Source organism: Enterobacter sp. P82, assembly GCF_037053385.1.
Classification (GTDB): Bacteria; Pseudomonadota; Gammaproteobacteria; order Enterobacterales; family Enterobacteriaceae; genus Enterobacter.
This window is the reverse complement of sequence record NZ_JBALHX010000001.1, coordinates 1,767,839-1,789,893: the sequence shown is the minus strand read 5'-3', so window position 1 is coordinate 1,789,893 and position 22,055 is coordinate 1,767,839. Positions and strand designations below refer to the sequence as shown.

17 protein-coding genes, 2 tRNA genes and 1 other RNA gene are annotated in these 22,055 nt (G+C 54.8%); 10 read left to right on the top strand and 10 right to left on the bottom strand.

Going from position 1 to position 22,055, the window contains the following annotated elements:
- Positions 1 to 2: 2 nt before the first annotated feature.
- Positions 3 to 692 carry a pyrimidine utilization protein B gene (rutB, locus tag WB237_RS08535; protein ID WP_316942281.1) on the bottom strand — a complete coding sequence of 230 codons (690 nt, stop codon included), beginning with the start codon at positions 690 to 692 and terminating at the stop codon, positions 3 to 5.
- Positions 692 to 1,783, bottom strand: coding sequence for a pyrimidine utilization protein A (rutA, locus tag WB237_RS08530; RefSeq protein WP_028019113.1), 1,092 nt, complete (start codon positions 1,781 to 1,783; stop codon positions 692 to 694). The genes rutB and rutA overlap by 1 nt, the downstream gene beginning before the upstream one ends.
- A 243-nt stretch (positions 1,784 to 2,026) precedes the next feature.
- On the opposite strand from rutA, the gene rutR reads away from it, so the two are divergent.
- A complete protein-coding gene (rutR, locus tag WB237_RS08525; protein ID WP_028019111.1) occupies positions 2,027 to 2,665 on the top strand; it encodes an HTH-type transcriptional regulator RutR in 639 nt (212 codons plus the stop codon).
- Here rutR and WB237_RS08520 read toward each other — a convergent pair.
- Positions 2,662 to 3,057: a lysozyme inhibitor LprI family protein gene (locus WB237_RS08520; protein ID WP_336212256.1), complete on the bottom strand. Its 396-nt coding sequence runs from the start codon at positions 3,055 to 3,057 to the stop codon at positions 2,662 to 2,664. The genes rutR and WB237_RS08520 overlap by 4 nt on opposite strands.
- A 51-nt stretch (positions 3,058 to 3,108) precedes the next feature.
- Entirely contained in the window at positions 3,109 to 7,071 is a 3,963-nt protein-coding gene (gene putA / locus WB237_RS08515; protein ID WP_336212254.1) for a trifunctional transcriptional regulator/proline dehydrogenase/L-glutamate gamma-semialdehyde dehydrogenase, read from the bottom strand.
- Positions 7,072 to 7,493: 422 nt separating this feature from the next.
- Between putA and putP the strand changes: the two genes are divergently transcribed.
- Together putP and WB237_RS08505 are read left to right on the top strand one after the other, a co-directional pair.
- Positions 7,494 to 9,002, top strand: coding sequence for a sodium/proline symporter PutP (gene putP / locus WB237_RS08510; RefSeq protein WP_336212252.1), 1,509 nt, complete (start codon positions 7,494 to 7,496; stop codon positions 9,000 to 9,002).
- Positions 9,003 to 9,119: 117 nt separating this feature from the next.
- A complete protein-coding gene (locus tag WB237_RS08505; protein ID WP_047650830.1) occupies positions 9,120 to 9,539 on the top strand; it encodes a DUF3574 domain-containing protein in 420 nt (139 codons plus the stop codon).
- 31 nt (positions 9,540 to 9,570) lie between these two features.
- Here the strand turns inward: WB237_RS08505 and WB237_RS08500 are convergent, their stop codons facing one another.
- Positions 9,571 to 10,755, bottom strand: coding sequence for a NupC/NupG family nucleoside CNT transporter (locus tag WB237_RS08500; RefSeq protein WP_114978259.1), 1,185 nt, complete (start codon positions 10,753 to 10,755; stop codon positions 9,571 to 9,573).
- Positions 10,756 to 11,006: 251 nt separating this feature from the next.
- Between WB237_RS08500 and efeU the strand changes: the two genes are divergently transcribed.
- The 5 genes from efeU (at position 11,007) to WB237_RS08475 (ending at position 17,437) form a co-directional block, all read left to right on the top strand.
- The gene (gene efeU, locus WB237_RS08495; RefSeq protein WP_129324469.1) at positions 11,007 to 11,840 is read left to right on the top strand and encodes an iron uptake transporter permease EfeU; all 834 of its coding nucleotides are present in this window, start codon (positions 11,007 to 11,009) and stop codon (positions 11,838 to 11,840) included.
- 40 nt (positions 11,841 to 11,880) lie between these two features.
- Positions 11,881 to 13,008 carry an iron uptake system protein EfeO gene (efeO, locus tag WB237_RS08490; RefSeq protein ID WP_336212246.1) on the top strand — a complete coding sequence of 376 codons (1,128 nt, stop codon included), beginning with the start codon at positions 11,881 to 11,883 and terminating at the stop codon, positions 13,006 to 13,008.
- Positions 13,009 to 13,013: 5 nt separating this feature from the next.
- The gene (efeB, locus tag WB237_RS08485) at positions 13,014 to 14,297 is read left to right on the top strand and encodes an iron uptake transporter deferrochelatase/peroxidase subunit (protein ID WP_336212244.1); all 1,284 of its coding nucleotides are present in this window, start codon (positions 13,014 to 13,016) and stop codon (positions 14,295 to 14,297) included.
- 501 nt (positions 14,298 to 14,798) lie between these two features.
- A complete protein-coding gene (gene phoH / locus WB237_RS08480; RefSeq protein ID WP_014831397.1) occupies positions 14,799 to 15,590 on the top strand; it encodes a phosphate starvation-inducible protein PhoH in 792 nt (263 codons plus the stop codon).
- A gap of 341 nt (positions 15,591 to 15,931) precedes the next feature.
- Positions 15,932 to 17,437: an alanine/glycine:cation symporter family protein gene (locus WB237_RS08475; protein ID WP_336212242.1), complete on the top strand. Its 1,506-nt coding sequence runs from the start codon at positions 15,932 to 15,934 to the stop codon at positions 17,435 to 17,437.
- Positions 17,438 to 17,659: 222 nt separating this feature from the next.
- Here the strand turns inward: WB237_RS08475 and WB237_RS08470 are convergent.
- From WB237_RS08470 to WB237_RS08455, 4 genes are all read right to left on the bottom strand, one after another.
- A non-coding RNA gene (locus WB237_RS08470) (RtT sRNA) lies at positions 17,660 to 17,797 on the bottom strand.
- A gap of 45 nt (positions 17,798 to 17,842) precedes the next feature.
- Positions 17,843 to 17,930 (bottom strand) — tRNA-Ser (locus WB237_RS08465).
- Positions 17,931 to 18,067: 137 nt separating this feature from the next.
- On the bottom strand, positions 18,068 to 18,745 hold the full coding sequence (locus tag WB237_RS08460) for an isochorismatase family protein (RefSeq protein ID WP_316942287.1): 678 nt from the start codon (positions 18,743 to 18,745) through the stop codon (positions 18,068 to 18,070).
- A 20-nt stretch (positions 18,746 to 18,765) separates the two neighbouring features.
- The gene (locus tag WB237_RS08455) at positions 18,766 to 19,626 is read right to left on the bottom strand and encodes a pirin family protein (protein ID WP_129996127.1); all 861 of its coding nucleotides are present in this window, start codon (positions 19,624 to 19,626) and stop codon (positions 18,766 to 18,768) included.
- Between the two features lie 109 nt (positions 19,627 to 19,735).
- Here WB237_RS08455 and WB237_RS08450 point away from each other — a divergent pair, with 109 nt between their 5' ends.
- Complete coding sequence (locus WB237_RS08450) at positions 19,736 to 20,641, top strand: LysR family transcriptional regulator (RefSeq protein ID WP_336212237.1); 906 nt, start codon at positions 19,736 to 19,738, stop codon at positions 20,639 to 20,641.
- A 131-nt stretch (positions 20,642 to 20,772) separates the two neighbouring features.
- Here WB237_RS08450 and WB237_RS08445 read toward each other — a convergent pair.
- Positions 20,773 to 20,860 (bottom strand) — tRNA-Ser (locus tag WB237_RS08445).
- A gap of 232 nt (positions 20,861 to 21,092) precedes the next feature.
- Here WB237_RS08445 and ghrA point away from each other — a divergent pair.
- Complete coding sequence (gene ghrA / locus WB237_RS08440; RefSeq protein ID WP_336212235.1) at positions 21,093 to 22,031, top strand: glyoxylate/hydroxypyruvate reductase GhrA; 939 nt, start codon at positions 21,093 to 21,095, stop codon at positions 22,029 to 22,031.
- The last annotated feature ends 24 nt before the right edge of the window (positions 22,032 to 22,055 follow it).

Sequence of the window (22,055 nt, the reverse complement as noted above, 5' to 3'; positions counted from 1 at the left end):
CCTCAGGCAATACGGGCGAGTGGGGGATTCAGGGCGTCGCAGAAATCAGCCACATTACTCACCCAGCCAAAAAAGGTTTCGATATTAAACAGAGCCGCTTTCTGGGCGAATTCCGGCCCGGCCTGATGCGTCGCGTCTTCCAGCACGACACCGAAATACTCAAGGAAAAAGCCGTCACGTAGCGTGGATTCCACACAGACGTTGGTGGCAATACCGGTGAAGACCAGGTGACGAATACCCCGGCTGCGCAGCAGGCTGTCGAGGGGGGTGTTGAAAAAGCCGCTGTAGCGTGGTTTGGGCAGCACGATATCGCCTGGCTCAGGAACCAGTTCATCCACCAGCTGGTAATCCCATCCGCCTTTTGCCAGCAACTTGCCCTGTAACTCGGGTCGTTTGCGCATGGTTTTCAGGGCGTTCGATTTGTGGAAGTTGGGCGAGCCCGGGCCTCCAGCCTCCACGTATTGATCGTCCCAGCCGTTCTGGAACCAGATAATGAGCATCCCGGCGGCGCGGGCGGCAGCAACGGCGGTTTTAATGTTCTCAATCACCGGTTTGGTGGCGGAGACGTCGAACCCCGCCAGATCCAGATATCCGCCCTGGCTGGCGTAAGCGTTTTGCATATCCACCACAATCAGGGCGCTTTGCTGTGCATCAAACGTGATGGCTTCCGGACGTGCAGCAAGTGTTGTCATTACGCGACCTCCTTTGTGATAGCGGGAATATGGGCGCGGCACTGCATCAGCGGCTGGATGCGCTCGCCGAAGGTTTCCACGCCGGTAAGGAAATCATCGAAGGTGAGCAGGACGCCTTCAGCGCCTGGCACTGCGGCCACTTCATCCAGCATTCTGGCGACGCTGGCATACGAGCCGACCAGCGTGCCCATATTGATATTGACAGCAGAAGTCGGGTCGGCCATCTGGCGCACGTTGGTATCTGAGCCGGATCGAGTATCTTTCTGGCTCTGTTCGGTGAGCCAGCTCAGCGCCTCCTCGTCTGCGCCATCTTTGTAACGCTCCCATCTGGCGCGAGCGGCGTCATCGGTCTCGTCGGCAATCACCATGAACAGCACGTAGGAACCGACGTCGCGCCCGGTTTTGTCGGCGGCCTCTTTCATCCGTGCGGCGGTCGGGGCGAAGGCGGCAGGCGTGTTTACGCCTTTCCCGAAGCAGAAGTTGAAGTCAGCGTATTTAGCAGAGAATTCCATCCCCGCGTCGCTCTGTCCGGCGCAGATCACTTTCATTGGCACGGAAGGCTGCGGGCTGACGCGGCAGTCATTCATGGTGAAGAAGTCACCTTTGAAATCGCTTTTACCGGTGCCCCACAGATCGCGCAGGACCTGCACGTATTCGGTGAGGTAGTCGTAGCGACGCGAGAAGTAATCGTCACCCGGCCAGAGTCCCATCTGTTCATACTCCGGTTTTTGCCAGCCGGTCACCAGATTGACGCCAAAGCGCCCGCCGGAGATGGAGTCGATGGTGGAGGCCATACGCGCCACAATTGCAGGTGGCAGAGTGAGGGTGGCGGCGGTGGCGTAGATCTGAATACGCGAGGTCACCGCAGCCAGCCCGGCCATCAGGGTGAAGGATTCCAGGTTGTGATCCCAGAATTCGGTTTTGCCGCCAAAGCCGCGCAGTTTGATCATCGAAAGCGCAAAATCGAAATGGTAGTGCTCCGCTTTCTGCACGATGGCTTTATTCAGCTCAAAGGTCGGCATGTATTGCGGTGCGGTGGTCGAGATAAGCCAGCCGTTGTTGCCGATGGGTACAAATACGCCAATTTTCATCACGAACCTCTCTTCACTACATTGCAGGTGATTATGGTTTTGCAAAGGGAGTGCCAGTTTTTAAAATGACTTTGTTATTAATGTGTTAACTGATGGTTGGTGATTTGGTACTGGAAAATGTGGACTAAATGGTCAAAAACATTGCACAGAAAACAGGCACTCATGCGCGATCGGAGTGCAGAATGTCGTGGCGAGACAGGGGTTTTGCTATGCTGAGGGCAATGCAGAATAAGGAGAGCAGGAATGACACAAGGCGCAGTGAAAACACCCGGTAAACGTTCGCAGGCCGTGAGCGCCAAGAAGCAGGCGATCCTCAGCGCGGCGCTGGAGACTTTTTCACAGTTTGGTATTCACGGCACGCGCCTGGAGCAGGTGGCGGAGCAGTCCGGAGTGTCCAAAACCAATCTGCTCTACTACTACCCGTCGAAAGAGGCGCTCTATGTAGCGGTGATGCAGCAGATCCTTGATATCTGGCTGGCACCCCTCAAGGCATTCCGTGAAGAGCTGGCTCCGCTGGTGGCTATCAAGGAGTACATCCGCCTGAAACTGGAGGTGTCGCGTGATTACCCGCAGGCATCAAGGCTGTTCTGTCTGGAGATGCTGCAGGGCGCGCCGCTGTTGCAGGCGGAACTGACAGGGGATTTAAAGCAGTTGGTTGATGATAAATCAGCCATTATTGCCGGATGGGTCGCCAGCGGGAAACTGGCACCGGTCGACCCGCATCATCTGATCTTTATGATTTGGGCCTCCACTCAGCATTATGCTGACTTTGCGGCCCAGGTTGAGGCGGTGACCGGAAAAACGCTCCAGGATGAGGCGTTTTTCCAGAGCACGCTGGAAAACGTACAGCAGATGATCATTGAAGGGATCCGCGTGCGTTAGTTCCCCGGCGGGAGAGGGCAGCTTAAGTCGCCCTCTTCACACTGCATCAGCGAGGCCAGAAACGCTTCACGCTCCACGGTTTTTTCCGCCAGACACTGATTAATGATCATTGGCTGAACGCTGCCACCTTCGGTTCCTGACCCCATAAATGCGCAGTCCGCATCACGCAGGGTGATCCAAGCCTGTTGTGCTTTTTTTAGTAGCTCCCGCTGGGGGGCTGCCGCACGCTTGATAGCGGCCTGATACGTCTGGTTGAGCTTTTTATCGGCAGCCTGATACTGCTGCGCGCTACAGGTGTTCAGTTCAAGCTGGGTAGTCGCTTTGCCGCACTCGTCGGCCAATGCGCTGGCGCTCAGCATCAGTGCTGCACCTGCAATAAGAATTCGTTTCATACACTCCCCAATAAAATAAGGCTCCGTCTCCGGAGCCTTATTAGCACAGCGTTAGCCGATTGTCATCAGGCTGGCGTTACCCCCTGCGGCGGCGGTGTTGACGCTGAGTGAGCGCTCAACGTACAGACGCTCCAGCAACAGGTTGGTTTCACCGCGGGCGAAGCCCTGCACCGAAACAATCGCCCCGCTGCGGGCTGCAACCTGCTCGCACAGTTCACGGAGCTGGTCAGAATCACCGTGGTAGATAACGGCGTCAAACGGCTGCGTCAGCAATGCATCCGCTTTCGCGAAGTGAATGCGGGACGAGACTGCTTTCGGCAGCTGTTTAGCCAGGTCGCGATGCAGCGCATCTTCCGGCCACAGCACTTCACAACCGGTCGCCGCGGCAGCAGCCAGCTGCACCAGCGTATCCTGCTCGTTATCCGCCACGCACAGCACGCGCTCACGCGGCATCAGCGTCCAGGTGTTGCGCTCGCCGGTTGGACCCGGCAGCAGACGCTGCGTACCTGCCTGCGCCAGCTCGCCATACTGCTGCGCGAGAGCACGCAGTTCAGGACGTTTTTCCGCCCACGTGATAAGCGCTTCCAGCGGCTGCGTCAGCACGGTTTTCAGCTGCGTATCCACCGGATAGTCTGCGTCCTGACGTGCCAGGGTGACGCCCAGCGCGTTCTCCGGACGGTTCGCCAGCAGACGGTACAGATAGAGCGGACCACCCGCTTTCGGACCCGTACCGGACAAGCCTTCGCCGCCGAACGGTTGCACACCCACAACGGCACCCACCATGTTACGGTTTACGTACAGGTTGCCTACTTTGGCGCTGCCGGTGACCTGGGCGATGGTTTCGTCAATACGGGTATGTACACCCAGCGTCAGGCCATAGCCGGAAGCGTTGATCTGCTCAATCAGCGCGTTCAGGTTGTTACGGTTGTAGCGCACCACGTGGAGTACCGGACCGAAGACCTCTTTTTTCAGTTCGTCGAAGCTCGCCAGTTCAATCAGCGTTGGCGGCACAAAGGTACCGGTCTGCCACTCACGGGCATCTTCACTGGTTTCACGTACGGCCTGGAACACCGGACGGCCTTTGGCACGCATGGTCTGAATGTGGTTTTCGATGTTGGCTTTGGCTTCCGCGTCGATCACCGGCCCGATATCGGTGGTGAGACGGCCCGGATTGCCCATACGGCATTCGGACATTGCACCGCGCAGCATCTTCAGCGTGTGGTCGGCCACGTCATCCTGCAGGCACAGCACGCGCAGGGCGGAGCAGCGCTGGCCGGCGCTGTCGAAGGCGGAAGCCAGAACGTCAACCACCACCTGCTCGGTGAGCGCGGAGGAGTCAACGATCATGGCGTTCATGCCGCCGGTTTCCGCGATGAGCGGCGTCGGACGACCCTGCGCGTCAAGACGGGTGGCGATGTTGCGCTGCAGCAGGGAGGCCACTTCGGTCGAGCCGGTGAACATCACGCCGCGCACGCGGTTATCGGCGGTGAGCTTCGCACCGACCGTTTCACCACGGCCAGGCAGCAGCTGAACCACGCCCGCCGGAACGCCGGCCTCCAGAAGAATGTTGATGCCCTGGGCGGCAATCAGCGGGGTTTGTTCTGCCGGTTTTGCCAGCACGCTGTTGCCCGCCGCAAGCGCCGCGGCAATCTGGCCGGTGAAGATCGCCAGTGGGAAGTTCCACGGGCTAATACAGACGACCGGGCCAAGCGGACGGTGGGTTTCGTTATCGAAATCATCACGCACCTGGCCGGCATAGTAGTGCAGGAAGTCGACGGCCTCGCGCACTTCGGCAATGGCGTTGCTGAAGGTTTTACCCGCTTCGCGCACCAGAATGCCGATGAGCTGTTGCATCTGATCTTCCATCAGCACCGCAGCACGTTCGAGAATGGCGGCACGTTCCTCAGGAGGGGTGGCGAACCAGATAGGGGCGTTATTCACCGCGCTGTCCAGCGCCTGATCCACTTCCGCGTCAGTCGCTTCACGCACGTAGCCGACGATATCTTTCGGCTCCGCCGGGTTAATCACTGGCTGCATTTCACCGTCAGCGACAGGTTGCTCCAGCATTGGTTTGGCCTGCCATTTCTGCAGCGCACTGTTGAGCAGGGCAGAGGAGAGGGACGCCAGACGGTGTTCGTTGGCGAGATCCAGACCCGCTGAGTTCACGCGGCCTTTGCCGTACAACTCGCGCGGCAGGGCAATTTTCGGATGTGGCAGACCAATCTGGCCTTCCTGCGCCGCCATCTTCTCAACGGCCTGCACCGGATCGGCAACCAGCTCATCAAGTGGCAGCGTGGTATCGGCAATGCGGTTAACGAAGGAGGTGTTCGCACCGTTTTCCAGCAGACGACGCACCAGGTACGCCAGCAGGGTTTCGTGGGTGCCCACCGGGGCATAGATACGGCATGGGCGGTTCAGCTTGCCGTCTGCAACTTTACCGGTGACCTGCTCATACAGCGGTTCACCCATGCCGTGCAGGCACTGGAATTCATACTGGCCCGGGTAGTAGTTCTGTCCGGCCAGGCTGTAGATCGCCGCCAGCGTATGGGCGTTATGGGTAGCAAACTGCGGATAAATCAGGTTCGGCACGCCGAGCAGTTTTTTTGCGCAGGCGAGGTAAGAGACGTCGGTGTACACCTTGCGGGTATAGACCGGATAGCCTTCCAGACCGTCCATCTGGGCGCGTTTGATTTCGCTGTCCCAGTAGGCGCCTTTCACCAGACGGATCATCAGGCGGCGACGGCTGCGGCTTGCCAGGTCAATCAGATAATCAATGACGAACGGACAGCGCTTCTGGTATGCCTGAATAACGAAACCAATCCCGTTCCAGCCCGCCAGCTCTGGCTCGAAGCACAGTTTTTCCAGCAGATCGAGAGAGATCTCCAGACGGTCGGCCTCTTCGGCGTCGATGTTAATACCAATATCATACTGGCGCGCCAGCAGGGTCAGCGATTTCAGTCGTGGGTAGAGTTCTTCCATCACCCGGTCGTACTGCGCGCGGCTGTAGCGCGGGTGCAGCGCGGACAGCTTAATGGAGATGCCCGGGCCTTCATAAATCCCGCGACCGTTTGACGCTTTACCAATGGCGTGGATCGCCTGCTGGTAAGAAACCATATAGGCCTGCGCGTCGGCGGCGGTCAGGGCCGCTTCACCCAGCATGTCGTACGAGTAGCGGAAACCCTTATCTTCCAGCTTGCGGGCGTTCGCCAGCGCTTCGGCAATGGTTTCACCCGTGACAAACTGCTCGCCCATCAGACGCATCGCCATATCCACGCCTTTGCGGATCAGCGGTTCGCCGCTTTTGCCGATGATGCGGTTTAAAGAGCGGGAGAGGTTGGCTTCGTTATGGGTCGAGACCAGCTTGCCGGTAAACAGCAGACCCCAGGTAGCGGCGTTAACGAACAGCGACGGGCTGCGGCCAATGTGTGACTGCCAGTTACCGTTGCTGATCTTGTCGCGGATCAGCGCGTCACGTGTGGCTTTATCCGGAATACGCAGCAGCGCTTCCGCGAGGCACATCAGTGCCACGCCTTCCTGTGACGAGAGGGAGAACTCCTGCAGCAGGCCCTGAACCATCCCGGCGCGGCCGGTGGCGGTTTTCTGGTTACGCAGCTTATCGGCTAATTGATAGGCCAGGCTGTGCGCCTGCGCGGCAATCGCTTCTGGCAGGCGAGCCTGCTCCAGCAGCATCGGCACGGCGTCGGTTTCGGCACGGCGCCAGGCGCCGGTGATGGCGGCACGGCTGACGGATTGCGGCAGGATCTGCTCGGCGAATTCGAGGAAGGGTTGATGACTTTCATCGCCTGCGGTCAGCGCTTCCTCGCTTTCATTCGCCGCGCCAGCCAGCAGGGCAGGCAACTCTGGCAGACCGTCTTCACTCTCCAGTCTTTCCAGATAGTTAAAAATTGCCTGCTTGATTAGCCAGTGCGGTGTGCGGTCAATGCGGGTGGCTGCGGACTTAATCCGTTCGCGCGTTGCGTCATCCAGCTTAACCCCCATGGTGGTCATACCCATGCCAAAGCTCCTGTTGTTCTTTAATAGTGTTCTGTCGTTAGCGTGAAATATCCACCATGTTGCAACTTTGTGCAACCGTGTTAAATGTGACCTGGTTTGCAACCCGGAAAATGAATGGATTGTTAATGAATGGTTAGCTGGAAAAAAGAGCTGGCTTCCGTATCCAAAGCCTGTTTTTATGCGGTGCTTAACATTTTTAAAAGGTGCAACCCGTATAAGTGTGAGCGAGTGCAACCTATAGGAAAGTTGTATCAAACCAGGGATGAATTTGATGTAAATGCAGTGTTAAATCGTTTGTCAGCGGGGTGCGCATACGGCAGGATAGCGCGCCCAACAGAAACACAAGATACATTCACCACGTTCCGGTGATCATATAACAAGGCAACCCGGACGGTTGTCGCTCGACTTTTTGGAGAATTTGAATGGCTATTAGCACACCGATGCTGGTGACATTTCTCGTTTATATTTTTGGCATGATCCTGATAGGGTTTTTGGCATGGCGTTCAACAAAGAACTTTGACGACTACATTCTGGGCGGGCGTAGTTTAGGCCCGATGGTGACCGCGTTGTCTGCGGGGGCATCGGACATGAGCGGCTGGCTGCTGATGGGGTTACCAGGCGCGATTTTCATCTCCGGTATTTCAGAAAGCTGGATTGCCATCGGCCTGACTGTCGGGGCATGGATCAACTGGAAACTGGTGGCAGGCCGTCTGCGTGTGCATACCGAGGCCAATAATAACGCCCTGACGCTGCCGGATTACTTCACCGGACGCTTTGAAGATAACAGCCGCATCCTGCGCATTATCTCTGCGGTGGTTATTCTGCTGTTCTTCACCATCTACTGTGCCTCCGGCATTGTGGCGGGCGCGCGTCTGTTCGAAAGCACCTTCGGCATGAGCTACGAAACCGCCCTCTGGGCCGGTGCTGCGGCGACTATCCTGTATACCTTCGTGGGCGGTTTCCTGGCCGTAAGCTGGACAGACACCGTGCAGGCGAGCCTGATGATCTTCGCCCTGATCCTGACCCCGGTGATTGTGATTTTCACCGTCGGCGGTCTTGGTGATTCGCTGGAAGTGATTAAGCAGAAGAGCATCGAAAACGTCGACATGCTGAAAGGGCTGAACTTCGTTGCCATCGTGTCGCTGATGGGCTGGGGTCTGGGTTACTTTGGTCAGCCGCATATCCTGGCGCGCTTTATGGCTGCGGATTCTCACCACACCATCGTGCATGCGCGTCGTATCAGTATGACGTGGATGATCCTGTGTCTGGCGGGGGCGTGTGCGGTAGGCTTCTTTGGTATCGCGTACTTCAACAATAACCCGGCTCAGGCGGGCGCGGTGAACCAGAACGCCGAACGTGTGTTCATTGAGCTGGCGCAGATTCTGTTTAACCCGTGGATTGCCGGTATTCTGCTCTCCGCGATCCTGGCGGCGGTGATGTCCACCCTGAGCTGCCAGCTGCTGGTTTGCTCCAGTGCCATCACCGAAGACCTGTACAAAGCTTTCCTGCGCAAAGGTGCAAGCCAGAAAGAGCTGGTGTGGGTAGGGCGCTTTATGGTTCTGCTGGTGGCGCTGGTGGCCATCGCACTGGCGGCCAACCCGGAAAACCGCGTGTTGGGCCTGGTGAGCTACGCGTGGGCGGGCTTTGGTGCAGCATTTGGTCCGGTAGTGCTCTTCTCCGTGTTGTGGTCACGTATGACCCGTAACGGCGCGCTGGCGGGGATGATTATCGGTGCGGTTACCGTGATCGTCTGGAAACAGTTCGCGTGGCTGGGCCTGTATGAAATCATTCCGGGCTTCATTTTCGGTAGCATTGGTATTGTGGTCTTCAGCCTGCTGGGTAAAGCGCCGTCAGCATCCATGCAGAAACGCTTTGCTGAAGCAGATGCGCATTACCGCTCTGCACCGCCGACTAAGCTGCAGCCGGAATAATTTTTTCCTCGGAACACTGAAAGCCGGGCAAGCGCTAGCGCTGCCCGGCTTTTTTCTTGCCAAAATCCGTAATTTCCTGTGATATCCATGTGCTTATAACAATGAGGATAGTGAAGCATGACAATCAAAACAGGGGTAATGGCAGCGGCATTTTTGATGCTGGCTGGCTGCACTGCGCCATCGCAACACGCGGCGGTAGAGACCTGCAAAGCGGATAACCAGATGCAGCAAACCACGCTCTATTTCGGCCTGAACCGTCCGGCCGGGGCGCAGATCACCAGTAACGAGTGGCAGCAGTTTGTTGATCAGGACGTCACACCGCGTTTTCGTGATGGTCTGACGGTATTTGATGCGCGTGGGCAGTGGTTGGGGAACGACGGGAAAGTGGCGCGTGAACCGAGTAAAGCATTGATGTTGATCCACGGTAAAGATGCGCAGAGTGAAAAGAACATCGAAGCGTTACGCGGGATTTATAAATCCCGCTTCGCGCAGGAGTCGGTGATGCGTGTCGACCAGCCGGTTTGCGTGCAGTTTTAATCACAACGGCGGGATATCCCGCCGTTCTCATTTACAACACTAAACCCGCAAAACTCGCTGACAGCAGGCTCACCAGCGTCGCGCCATACACCAGACGCAAACCAAACCGCGACACCACGTTCCCCTGCTGTTCGTTCAGGCCTTTAATCGCCCCGGCCACAATGCCGATGGATGCAAAGTTCGCGAACGACACCAGGAAAACAGACAAAATTCCCAGCCCACGAGGTGACATCGAATGAGCGATTTTTTGCAGTTCAATCATCGCTACAAATTCATTCGCCACCAGTTTGGTCGCCATAATACTGCCCGCATTTAAGGCATCGCTCAGAGGAATGCCCACCAGCCATGCCAGGGGATAAAATACATAACCCAGGATTTGCTGGAAGCTCATGCCAAACAGGCTGGAGAAGAGGGCGTTAACGGCGCTAATAAGGGCAATAAAGCCAATCAGCATCGCCAGAATAATCATCGCCACTTTAAAACCAGCCAGAATATACTCGCCGAGCATTTCGAAGAAGCTCTGGGATTCATGCAGTTTTTCAAGTTTGATATCCGGCTCCGCTTCCGGGCGCGCCGGGTTGATAACGGAGAGAATAATAAAGGTGCTGAACATGTTCAGAATCAGCGCCGCCACCACAAATTTGGCATCGAGCATGGTCATATAGGCGCCAACAATCGACAGAGAGACCGTCGACATAGCTGTAGCCGCCATCGTGAAGAGACGACGTGAGGAGAGATCGCCCAGCACGCCTTTGTAGGCAATGAAGTTTTCAGACTGGCCGAGGATCAATGAACTCACCGCATTAAAGGATTCCAGTTTGCCCATGCCATTCAGTTTTGACAGCAGCGTGCCGATCACCCGAATAAATATCGGCAGAATTCGCCAGTGTTGCAGAATACCGATCAGCGCGGAAATAAAAATAATCGGACAAAGTACACCGAGGAAAATGAACGCCAGTCCTTTTTCACCCATCCCACCAAAGACAAAATTGGTGCCTTCGGCAGCAAATTTCAGCAGTGATTCAAAGAACCCTGAGACGTATTTAATCAGGAATAACCCGCTTTCGGCGTGCAGGAAAAAGAACGCCAGAGCAATCTCAATGACAATCAGCTGTAAAACAAAACGAATGCGAATTTTTCGGCGGTCGAAACTCACCAGCCAGGCTAGCGCAAGAATAATCACCAGCGCGAGCAGGAAATGGACAATCTTAAACATAATTAATTTTCACCAGGTGTTTGAGGCAGATATTTAGCCACAGCCCTGGTTAACCGTAAATGGGCATTTTCGTTATAACTTATAAACTTAACGATAACGACAGCAACTATTACCAGGCTTTGCGTTTACAACTCGTCATCAAAACAACACACATTTTGCTTGTTTTTCTCTCAGCCGTAATGATAATCACTATCACAAGAATTTACCTTTCTTTGCATCAGTTGACCGCGATAAACATTTAAGGTGTCGGCATGTTTGTTCCATTTCTCATTATGTTGCGTGAAGGGCTCGAAGCTGCCCTCATCGTCAGTCTCATCGCCAGTTATCTGAAGCGAACCCAGCGCGGACGCTGGATTGGCGTCATGTGGGTGGGGGTGTTCCTTGCCGCGGCGCTCTGTCTGGGCCTGGGCATCCTGATCAATGAAACCACCGGTGAATTCCCGCAGAAAGAGCAGGAGCTGTTTGAAGGTATCGTTGCGGTGATCGCGGTGGTGATCCTCACCTGGATGGTGTTCTGGATGCGTAAAGTCTCCCGTAACGTAAAGGTACAGCTGGAGCAGGCGGTGGATAACGCCCTGCAAAAGAGCAATAACCACGGCTGGGCGCTGATCATGATGGTCTTTTTCGCCGTCGCGCGTGAAGGCCTGGAGTCCGTTTTCTTCCTGCTGGCGGCGTTTCAGCAGGATGTCGGCATCTGGCCGCCGTTAGGTGCGATGCTGGGCCTTGCTACGGCTGTGGTGCTGGGTTTCCTGCTTTACTGGGGCGGCATTCGCCTTAACCTGGGGGCCTTCTTCAAGTGGACGAGTCTGTTTATTTTGTTGGTGGCTGCTGGGCTGGCAGCAGGGGCGATTCGCGCCTTCCATGAGGCGGGCCTGTGGAACCATTTCCAGGACGTGGCGTTTGATCTCAGCAACGTTCTTTCCACTCATTCACTGACCGGCACCCTGCTCGAAGGCATCTTCGGCTATCAGGAAACCCCGAGCGTCAGCGAAGTGGCGATGTACTTTATCTATCTCATTCCGGCGCTGGTGCTGTTCGCAATGCCGCCGCGTACCGGCACGCAGGCGTCGCGCGTTACACCATAATATTTGCTTTAGTTACAACATACTTTTAAAGGGAAGAGCCATGGCAATTCAGTTCCGTCGTAGTGCATTATGCGCAGGCATCGCCGCGCTGTTCGCTTCTGCATTCTCCGCCTGGGGTGCGGATGTTCCTCAGGTTAAAGTCACCGTCAATGACAAGCAGTGTGAGCCGATGACCCTCACGGTTAACAGCGGCAAGACCCAGTTTATTATCCAGAACCACAGCCAGAAGGCGCTGGAGTGGGAAATTCTGAAGGGTGTACTGGTGGTGGAAGAGCGCGAAAATATCGCTCCTGGCTTCAGCCAGAAGATGACCGCCAACCTGCAGCCGGGCGAGTATGAGATGACCTGCGGTCTGCTGACTAACCCTAAAGGTAAGCTGATCGTCAAAGGTGAAGCAACGGCCGATGCGACGAAAGGTGCGGCGGTGCTGAGCCTGGGGGAGGCGATTACCGCCTATAAAGCGTATGTCTCCAAAGAGACGGCCGACCTGGTTGCGGGTACTAAAGCCTTTACCGATGCGGTGAAAGCAGGTGATATCGAAAAAGCGAAATCCCTCTATGCGCCAACCCGTCAGCACTACGAGCGTATCGAGCCGATTGCCGAGTTGTTCTCTGACCTTGATGGCAGCATTGATGCCCGCGAAGACGATTTCGAGCAGAAAGCCGCCGCTCCGAAATTCACCGGTTTCCACCGTCTGGAGAAAGCCCTGTTTGGCGACAACTCCACCAAAGGGATGGAGAAATACGCTGAGCAACTGAACGGTGATGTGCTGGAGCTGCAAAAGCGCATCAGCGAGCTGGCCTTCCCGCCGTCAAAAGTGGTGGGCGGCGCGGCCGGTTTGATTGAAGAAGTGGCCGCGAGCAAAATCAGCGGTGAAGAAGATCGATACAGCCATACCGACCTGTGGGATTTCCAGGCCAACGTTGACGGTTCACAAAAAATCGTCGATCTGCTGCGTCCTCAGTTGCAGAAAGAGAACAGCGAACTGCTGGCTAAAGTGGATGCTAACTTCAAAAAAGTCGACACCATTCTGGCGAAGTATCGTACCAAAGACGGCTTTGAAACCTACGATAAGCTGACCGATGCCGACCGTAATGCGCTGAAAGGCCCGATTACCGCCCTGGCGGAAGATCTCTCTCTGTTACGTGGCGTACTGGGTCTGGACTAAGCACGATGAATAAACATAACGAGAACGACGTGGCTGAACCTTCACGTCGTCGGTTGTTGAAAGGAGTAGGGGCGCTGGGGGGCGCCTTTGCTCTGGCCGGAGGATGTCCGGTGGCGCATGCAGCAAAAGGGCAAAGCGCGCCCGGCACGCTGTCCCCTAATGCTCGCATGGAGACGCAGCCGTTTTACGGTGAACATCAGTCGGGCATTCTGACACCGCAGCATGCGTCGATGATGCTGGTGGCGTTTGACTCACTGGCGAGTGATAAAGCGGATCTGGAGCGTCTGTTCCGTATGCTGACGACACGTATCGCGTTTCTCACCGCAGGCGGGCCGGCACCGGAAACGCCAAATCCGCGTCTTCCTCCCATGGATTCCGGTATCCTGGGGCCGTATATCGCCCCGGATAACCTGACGATCACCGTTTCGCTCGGTGAATCTCTGTTTGATGCGCGCTACGGACTGGCAAAACAGAAGCCAAAAGCGCTGCAGAAAATGACGCGTTTCCCGAATGACTCGCTGGACGCGGCTCTCTGTCACGGTGACCTGCTTCTGCAGATTTGCGCCAATACCCAGGACACGGTGATCCACGCCCTGCGCGACATCATCAAGCACACGCCGGATCTGTTGAGCGTGCGCTGGAAGCGGGAAGGGTTTATCTCAGATCATGCTGCCCGCAGCAAAGGGAAAGAGACGCCGGTTAACCTGCTGGGCTTTAAGGACGGTACGGCCAACCCGGACAGCCATGATGGTGCGCTCATGCAGGAGGTGGTGTGGGTCACTGCCGATCAGGGCGAACCGACATGGGCCGTTGGGGGAAGCTATCAGGCAGTGCGGATTATTCAGTTCCACGTGGAGTTCTGGGACCGCACACCGCTTAAAGAGCAGCAGACGATTTTTGGTCGTGATAAGCAGAGTGGGGCACCGCTCGGCATGAAGAACGAACATGATGTGCCCGACTACGCCAGCGATCCCAATGGTGATGTCATTGCGCTGGACAGCCATATTCGTCTGGCCAATCCGCGCACCAAAGAGACGCAATCCAGCCTGATGATGCGCCGTGGCTACAGCTACTCTCTGGGCGTAACCAACTCCGGGCAACTCGATATGGGCTTGCTGTTTGTCTGTTACCAGCATGATCTGGAGAAAGGGTTCCTGACCGTGCAGAAGCGGTTAAACGGCGAAGCGCTGGAAGAGTACATTAAACCTATCGGCGGCGGCTATTTCTTTGCCCTGCCTGGCGTACGCGATCAACACGCGTATCTCGCTCAAGGGCTGATTGAGGCCTGATCGCTGTCCCTGCGCCACGTTCGCAGGGACATTATTTTTTCATATGACGATTCTGTTGTTATATTTCTGTAATATTTCTGTATGAGACTGATTTCAACTGTAGGGACAGTCTTAAAGGTTGCAATCAGGTAAAATAAATGTTGCATTTATGATAACACCTGATGTAATTAAGATAAGACAGCGGTAGTTCCCGGCAGTGATGCTGAATCACTATGGAGATCGCGAATGGTTGCGTCCTGTACTGGACATGGTAAACACAACAACCGCAGCACCCGGCGCGGAGGCTCAGACTCCGGCAGCGATTTCCTCACCACTAAATTCTGCCCCCTTCCTCAAGAATCTCATTCGACCGACGTGCAGAACGGTGCGCGTAGCTGTTCCGTATCGTCATCCGATAAAGCAAGCAATGGCTTACAAGGAAGCCAACCCTCTGATGTTCGTGCGCATAATCGTGCTGAAACTGGCGCGTGTGATGAATACCAACAACTCAAGGTGCTATCCATGGGAAGACAAAAAGCAGTGATCAAAGCTCGTCGCGAAGCAAAACGTGTGCTGAGACGGGATTCACGTAGCCATAAACAGCGTGAAGAAGAATCGGTCACCTCGCTTGTGCAGATGAGTGGCGTAGAAGCAATTGGCATGGCGCGGGACAGCCGTGACAATTCTCCAATTGTGGCGCGCAATGAGGCTCAGGCGCACTACCTGAATGCTATCGAGAGTAAACAGCTCATCTTTGCAACCGGTGAAGCCGGATGCGGGAAAACCTGGATCAGTGCAGCCAAAGCGGCGGAAGCGCTGATCCATAAGGACGTGGAGAGGATTATTGTTACCCGTCCGGTACTGCAAGCTGATGAAGATCTCGGCTTCTTGCCCGGAGACATTTCGGAGAAGTTTGCCCCATACTTCAGGCCTGTCTATGACGTGCTGGTGAAGCGACTGGGGGCTTCCTTTATGCAGTACTGCCTGCGGCCAGAGATTGGCAAGGTGGAAATCGCGCCGTTCGCCTATATGCGCGGACGTACATTTGAAAATGCGGTCGTCATTCTTGACGAGGCTCAGAACGTGACCGCTGCGCAAATGAAGATGTTTTTGACGCGCCTCGGGGAGAACGTGACGGTTATCGTTAACGGCGATATTACCCAGTGTGACCTGCCATCCGGCGTTAAATCCGGACTGAGCGACGCTATGTCACGTTTTGAGGAAGATGAGATGATTGGGGTGGTCCGCTTCACCAAAGATGACTGCGTGCGATCGGCGCTGTGTCAGCGCACGCTGCAAGTCTATTCCGACTAAAGGTAAAACATCACCGTTTTACCTCTCTTCTGCAATCCCTTCCCGGCGTAATGCCGGGAAGTTTCGTTTATTCCTTGCAATACTCTCGCTTGATTTTTATCACTCTCACCGAAATGTGATGTCTATTTGTGATATCCACAAAATACCTATGAATATCATGATCTCGCTAACTTTTTGCTCAAATTTAAACGTGAATGCTGTCACATAATGTTGCTAAGATGTAAAAATTAAGTTGGTGTCTTGTGAGCGATTATCTATGTTTCGTACTGATTCAAACAACATTCTAAAAAGAAAATCCCCTGGGGAACCGTTTCCCTGGAACATCACGTTGAGGGTCGTACATGAACGAACTGGTTGGTGCAATTAACGGTGTTATCTGGAGCCCGGCGTTAATATTCTTATGTCTGGGTGTCGGTCTCTATTTCTCATTGCGTAGTCGTTTTTTACAATTACGTCATATAAAACATATGATTACTTTGATGTTCCAGGGGCGTCCTACTGATGCAGGCGTATCGTCTTTCCAGGCTTTGACGATGACGCTGGCAGGGCGTGTAGGGACCGGGAACATTGCTGGTGTAGCCACCGCAATCACCTTTGGCGGACCAGGCGCACTTTTCTGGATGTGGATCGTAGCGTTTTTGGGGGCCAGTTCTGCTTTTGTCGAATCTACATTAGGCCAGGTTTATAAAGAAAAAATTAACGGTGAATACCGTGGCGGTCCTGCCTTTTATATTGAAAAAGGATTAGGGGTAAAATGGTATGCATGGTTATTTGCAGTAGTCACGATTTTCTCCTGCGGCTTATTACTACCGGGAGTGCAGGCAAACTCGATTGGTGCCAGTCTGGATATTGCTTTTGGGCTTGATACAAATGTCACGGCGGCGTTACTTGCTGTACTGTTAAGTTTTATTATTTTCGGTGGCGTGAAAAGGATCGCCAGTTTTAGCAGTATGGTCGTTCCTTTTATGGCGCTCGGTTATATTATTGTGGCTTGCGTGATTATCGCCATTAATATTACCCAGCTCCCTGCTGTTATTCTGTTGATTTGGAAAAGTGCTTTTGGTCTTGAAGCTGGCTTTGGCGCCATCCTGGGTCAGGCTATCATGTGGGGGGTTAAGCGCGGAGTCTATTCCAATGAGGCGGCGCAAGGTACCGGGCCGCATGCATCATCTGCGGCGGCAGTGAGCCATCCGGTGAAACAAGGGCTGGTTCAGGCATTCTCGGTCTATATCGACACGCTGTTTGTCTGTTCCGCGACCGGTTTTATGCTGTTGATCACCGGTCTGTATAATGTTCAGGGCGTTGATGGCGCAGCCCTCTACACCGGTATTTCAGGTGTGGCGGCAGGGCCTGGCTATGTGCAGACGGCGATGGAAAGTATGATGCCAGGCTTTGGTAATTACTTTGTTGCGATTGCGCTGTTCTTCTTCGCCTTCACCACGATTATTGCCTACTACTATATTGCTGAAACCAATATCGCCTACATCAACCGTAAAATTCACCGTCCGTGGCTGACCTTCTTGCTCAAACTATGTCTGATGGCTTCCACGGTGTATGGCACAGTCCGCACGGCGGATCTGGCATGGGGGCTGGGGGATATTGGAGTAGGGCTGATGGCATGGCTCAACATTATTGCTATCGTGCTTTTGCATAAAAAAGCGTTTGCCAGTCTGAAGGATTATGAAGTTCAGAATGCGCAAGGTCTTGATCCGCAATTTGATCCGATTCGCCTCGGGATTAAAAATGCCGATTACTGGCTGGAAGAGCGTAACAATGAACCCGTTGCGAATCCGGGTCAGACGTCTTCTCTCGTGAGTGAGCAGAACGCAGGGAAACTGAACAGTTAATCGTGGTAGCCCGCATTTTCATGCGGGCTCTTCTTTAAATATGGCGGTGAGGGGGGGATTGACTCGCCTTGCTCCCCCTGCGGGCAGCCTGTTCGCTGCGCTCTCAGTCTGTCCAACTGGCTGTCGCCAGTTGTCGAACCCCGGTCGGGGATTCTCATCCCCCCGCAGCGTGCAACATGCGAAAAAAAAGCCCGTACTTTCGTACGAGCTCTTCTTTAAATATGGCGGTGAGGGGGGGATTGACTCGCTTTGCTCGCCCTGCGGGCAGCCTGTTCGCTGCGCTCTCAGTCTGTCCAACTGGCTGTCGCCAGTTGTCGAACCCCGGTCGGGGATTCTCATCCCCCCCGCAGAGTGCAACATGCGAAAAAAAAAGCCCGTACTTTCGTACGAGCTCTTCTTTAAATATGGCGGTGAGGGGGGGATTCGAACCCCCGATACGTTGCCGTATACACACTTTCCAGGCGTGCTCCTTCAGCCACTCGGACACCTCACCATATTGTTTTGCTGCCTGACCGCTTGGGGGGCAACGGGGCGCTACTATAGGGAGTTGCGCTATAACGGTCAAGCAGATTTTCCGCTTTAGTGCCTGTTCGGTTAAGCCTTAATCAGCTCATGTCGCTTAGAGCCGGATTAACGCTGTGAATCGAGCACTTCGCTGTTTTTAACCACGTCCTGTGCTTTGCCATAGCTTTCGATCAACAGCTGATAGGCCGGGAAGATATGGGTATACACTTCAGCCCATGCGGCGGCATCTTCACGGTTCCAGGTCCGCTGGATTTCTGAGGCAACTGCCGCTGTATCCATTGGCACCACGCCAGCCTGGACGACACGAGCCAGTGTGATCTCCTGAGCCATTTTGCTGTAGGTACCGGACGCATCGATCACTGCAAAGACTTTATAGCCATCCGCAACTGCGCTGATCGACGGAAAAGCCATGCAAACGCTGGTGATGGTGCCCGCGATAATCAACGTGCTGCGCCCGGTGGCTTTTACTGCCGCCACAAATTCCGGGTTATCCCAGGCGTTAATCTCTCCTTTACGTGGTACGTACTGCGCATGCGGCGCGTTGGCGTGGATTTCCGGGATTAACGGTCCATTCGGCCCCTGTGGTACGGAAGCAGTGGTAATGACCGGGATCTTCGCCAGGGTTGCGATCTTAGCCAGCGCTGCCGCTCGGGCCCGTAACTCTGGCATTGGCATATCCCCAACGGTCTGGAACAGACCGCTCTGGTGATCGATAAGCAACATCACCGCATCGTTAACATCAATGACCGGACGTGCTCCTTTAAAATTGGCAGGTGTAGACATTTTCTTCTCCTCAATGTTGATCAGATCTGGCCGAAATGACCGGAGTTGAAATCACGAATGGCTTCCGCGATTTCCGTTTTCGTGTTCATGACAAACGGGCCATAGCCCACAATAGGTTCGTTCAGCGGCTCACCCGCCATCAGCAGCACTTTTGCATCGCTGCTGGCTTCCAGATGCACTTTGTCGCCTTGCTGGCTTAAGACGACAAGTTGCGCTTCACCCGCTTCAGCCGTGCCGTTTACCGTGACGTTGCCTTCCAGTACCACCAGTGCGGTACTCCAGCCTTCCGGCTGATTGAACGTGAGATGACTGCCTTGATTCAGCGTGATATCCCAGACGTTTAACGGTGAAAAGGTGTGCGCCGGGCCTGTCACATCCTGGTAGCGACCGGCAATAACCCTCAGCGTGCCGCTGTTATCCGGCAGCGTAACAACCGGGATCGTGTCTTTCGTGATGCTCTGATAGCCCGGCGTCGCCATCTTGTCTTTCGCAGGCAGGTTGACCCACAACTGCATCATTTTCAGTTCTCCGCCTTTCCGGGAGAACGCACTGGAATGGAACTCCTCGTGCAAAATGCCTGCACCTGCGGTCATCCACTGCACATCGCCAGGGCCGATCACGCCGCCTTTGCCCGTAGAGTCGCGATGCTCCACTTCACCGGAATAGACGATGGTGACCGTTTCAAAACCCCTGTGAGGGTGTTGGCCTACGCCGCGTTTCGCACCATCTGCCGGGAAGGTGTACGGGCCCGCGTAGTCCAGCAGAAGGAACGGGCTGAGAGGTTCGCCGTGCGTCTGGTAAGAAAACATCGAACGTACCGGGAAACCATCGCCAACCCAGTGCTGACGGGGAGCGGTATAAACACCTGTTACGTTTTTCATGAATAACTCCTGCTGCTCTGTTGATGTAATTAGCTTATATTCAGGGTTAATATCCCGGTAGATAGTGAAAATGACATTCACTGTTCTGAAAATAGAACAATGGAGGCGTATGCAGGATCTCAATGATTTTGTGTGGTTTGTGAAGGTGGTGGATTACGGTGGGTTTGCGGCGGCAGGAAGGGCGCTTGACCTGCCAAAATCCAGGTTAAGCCGCCGGATAGCGCAGCTGGAAGAGCGACTTGGCGTGCGGCTCATCCATCGAACCACCCGACAGTTTACGGTGACCGAGGTTGGGCAGACCTTCTATCAGCACTGTAAAGCGATGATGGTGGAGGCGGAGGCTGCGGAGGAAGCCGTTGCGGCGTTGCAGGCTGAACCGCGCGGTATTGTCAGGGTCACCTGTCCGGTGACATTGCTGCATGTTCACGTGGGACCCATGCTTGCGCGATTTATGGTTCGTTACCCGGGCATCAATCTTCAACTCGAGGCGACCAATCGGCGGGTCGATCTGGTCGGGGAGGGCATTGATGTGGCGATCCGTGTTCGTCCGCGTCCGTTTGATGACAGCGATCTGGTATTACGTGTCCTGGCGGACAGGGGACATTGCCTGGTAGCAGGCCCCCAGTTGATTGAACGCAGGGGTAACCCAGTGATGCCCTCTGAACTCAGCGAATGGCCTGGGTTAAGTATGGGAGCCGGAAAGCAGGTGCATAAATGGGAGCTCACCGGGCCGGAAGGGGCAAAAGCCGAGATCCATTACACTCCGCGCTTTATTACCACTGATATGCTGGCGCTACGGGAAGCGGCGATGGCGGGTGTGGGGGTGGTACAGCTACCGATTTTGATGGTTAAGGATCAGTTGGCTTCAGGTGAACTGATTCGGGTACTTGAAGCGTGGGAACCCAGACGGGAAGTGATTCACGCCGTTTATCCCTCCAGACGAGGTTTGCTGCCGTCTGTCAGGACGCTGGTGGATTTTCTCACCGAAGAGTATGCGAAGATGGTTGAAGAATAGTTTTTTGTAGGTCGGGTAAGTGCAGCGCCACCCGACATAAAGAGCGCAGGGAGTGTCAGGATTCTCACCCCCCGCAGAGTGCAACATGCGAAAAAAAAGCCCGTACTTTCGTACGAGCTCTTCTTTAAATATGGCGGTGAGGGGGGGATTCGAACCCCCGATACGTTGCCGTATACACACTTTCCAGGCGTGCTCCTTCAGCCACTCGGACACCTCACCATATTGTCATCCCGTTGTTGTCGGGACGGGCGCTAATGTAAGGAAAAGCCGAACCGCCGTCAACCCACTTTTTCAGTAATTTAGCGCGTTTAGACAAACTTCAGACAACCTGATTCCTAAATGTGCTGAAAGCGCCTCTTTTATCAGCAACACTGTTCCCCCATAAATTTGTTATGCTGGCAATCCACTTGAAAACGAAAACAAAACAGCGCAATAAAAGGCAGGAATGACCATGGATATACTCTTCTATCACCCTACGTTTGATACCGCTTACTGGATTAAGGCACTTTCGGCGGCGTTGCCTGGTGCACGCGTTCGCGAATGGAAGCGGGGTGATAACGAACATGCTGACTACGCGCTGGTCTGGCATCCGCCGGTAGAAATGCTGCAGGGCCGTAAACTGAAGGCTGTCTTTGCCCTGGGGGCCGGTGTGGACTCCATTCTGAGCAAACTGAAAGCGCACCCTGAAATGCTGCCGGAAGATATTCCTCTTTTTCGCCTCGAAGACACCGGTATGGGTCAGCAAATGCAGGAGTATGCCGTGAGCCAGGTACTGCACTGGTTCCGTCGCTTTGATGACTATCAGGCATTAAAACAGCAATCCCACTGGGAGCCGCTGCCAGAGTATCAACGTGAAGATTTTACTATCGGTATTCTCGGGGCTGGTGTGCTCGGCTCAAAAGTGGCTGAAGCGCTGGCGCCGTGGGGCTTCCCGCTGCGTTGCTGGAGTCGCAGCCGTAAGAACTATCCTGGCGTTGAGAGTTTTGCCGGAACAGATGAACTCCCGGCGTTTTTGAAGGGCACGCGTGTGCTGATCAACCTGCTGCCAAATACGGCGGAAACGGTCGGCATTATTAATAGTGCGCTTCTCAATCAGTTGGCAGATCACAGTTACGTGATGAACCTGGCGCGCGGGGTCCATCTGGTGGAGGCCGATCTGCTCAAAGCCCTCGATAGTGGCAAGGTGAAAGGCGCGATGCTGGATGTGTACAGCCGTGAGCCGTTACCGGCAGAAAGCCCTCTGTGGGCGCATCCGCGCGTGGCGATGACGCCACACGTCGCCGCGGTGACTCGTCCGGCAGAAGCGGTGGCCTATATTACGCACACCATCAGTGAGATAGAGCAGGGCAGCGCGGTGACCGGACAGGTTGACAGGCAGCGCGGTTACTGAGAGAAACCCGGCGATAGCCGGGTT

What these genes read in the sequence shown, in the direction of transcription:
- putA (WP_336212254.1), bottom strand. Translation starts at nt 7,071, where the DNA reads ATGGGTATGACCACCATGGGGGTTAAGCTGGATGACGCAACGCGCGAA.
- putP (WP_336212252.1), top strand. Translation starts at nt 7,494, where the DNA reads ATGGCTATTAGCACACCGATGCTGGTGACATTTCTCGTTTATATTTTT.
- WB237_RS08475 (WP_336212242.1), top strand. Translation starts at nt 15,932, where the DNA reads ATGAACGAACTGGTTGGTGCAATTAACGGTGTTATCTGGAGCCCGGCG.
- ghrA (WP_336212235.1), top strand. Translation starts at nt 21,093, where the DNA reads ATGGATATACTCTTCTATCACCCTACGTTTGATACCGCTTACTGGATT.
- rutR (WP_028019111.1), top strand. Translation starts at nt 2,027, where the DNA reads ATGACACAAGGCGCAGTGAAAACACCCGGTAAACGTTCGCAGGCCGTG.
- efeB (WP_336212244.1), top strand. Translation starts at nt 13,014, where the DNA reads ATGAATAAACATAACGAGAACGACGTGGCTGAACCTTCACGTCGTCGG.
- WB237_RS08520 (WP_336212256.1), bottom strand. Translation starts at nt 3,057, where the DNA reads ATGAAACGAATTCTTATTGCAGGTGCAGCACTGATGCTGAGCGCCAGC.
- WB237_RS08500 (WP_114978259.1), bottom strand. Translation starts at nt 10,755, where the DNA reads ATGTTTAAGATTGTCCATTTCCTGCTCGCGCTGGTGATTATTCTTGCG.
- rutA (WP_028019113.1), bottom strand. Translation starts at nt 1,783, where the DNA reads ATGAAAATTGGCGTATTTGTACCCATCGGCAACAACGGCTGGCTTATC.
- efeO (WP_336212246.1), top strand. Translation starts at nt 11,881, where the DNA reads ATGGCAATTCAGTTCCGTCGTAGTGCATTATGCGCAGGCATCGCCGCG.
- WB237_RS08505 (WP_047650830.1), top strand. Translation starts at nt 9,120, where the DNA reads ATGACAATCAAAACAGGGGTAATGGCAGCGGCATTTTTGATGCTGGCT.
- efeU (WP_129324469.1), top strand. Translation starts at nt 11,007, where the DNA reads ATGTTTGTTCCATTTCTCATTATGTTGCGTGAAGGGCTCGAAGCTGCC.
- WB237_RS08460 (WP_316942287.1), bottom strand. Translation starts at nt 18,745, where the DNA reads ATGTCTACACCTGCCAATTTTAAAGGAGCACGTCCGGTCATTGATGTT.
- rutB (WP_316942281.1), bottom strand. Translation starts at nt 692, where the DNA reads ATGACAACACTTGCTGCACGTCCGGAAGCCATCACGTTTGATGCACAG.
- WB237_RS08450 (WP_336212237.1), top strand. Translation starts at nt 19,736, where the DNA reads ATGCAGGATCTCAATGATTTTGTGTGGTTTGTGAAGGTGGTGGATTAC.
- WB237_RS08455 (WP_129996127.1), bottom strand. Translation starts at nt 19,626, where the DNA reads ATGAAAAACGTAACAGGTGTTTATACCGCTCCCCGTCAGCACTGGGTT.
- phoH (WP_014831397.1), top strand. Translation starts at nt 14,799, where the DNA reads ATGGGAAGACAAAAAGCAGTGATCAAAGCTCGTCGCGAAGCAAAACGT.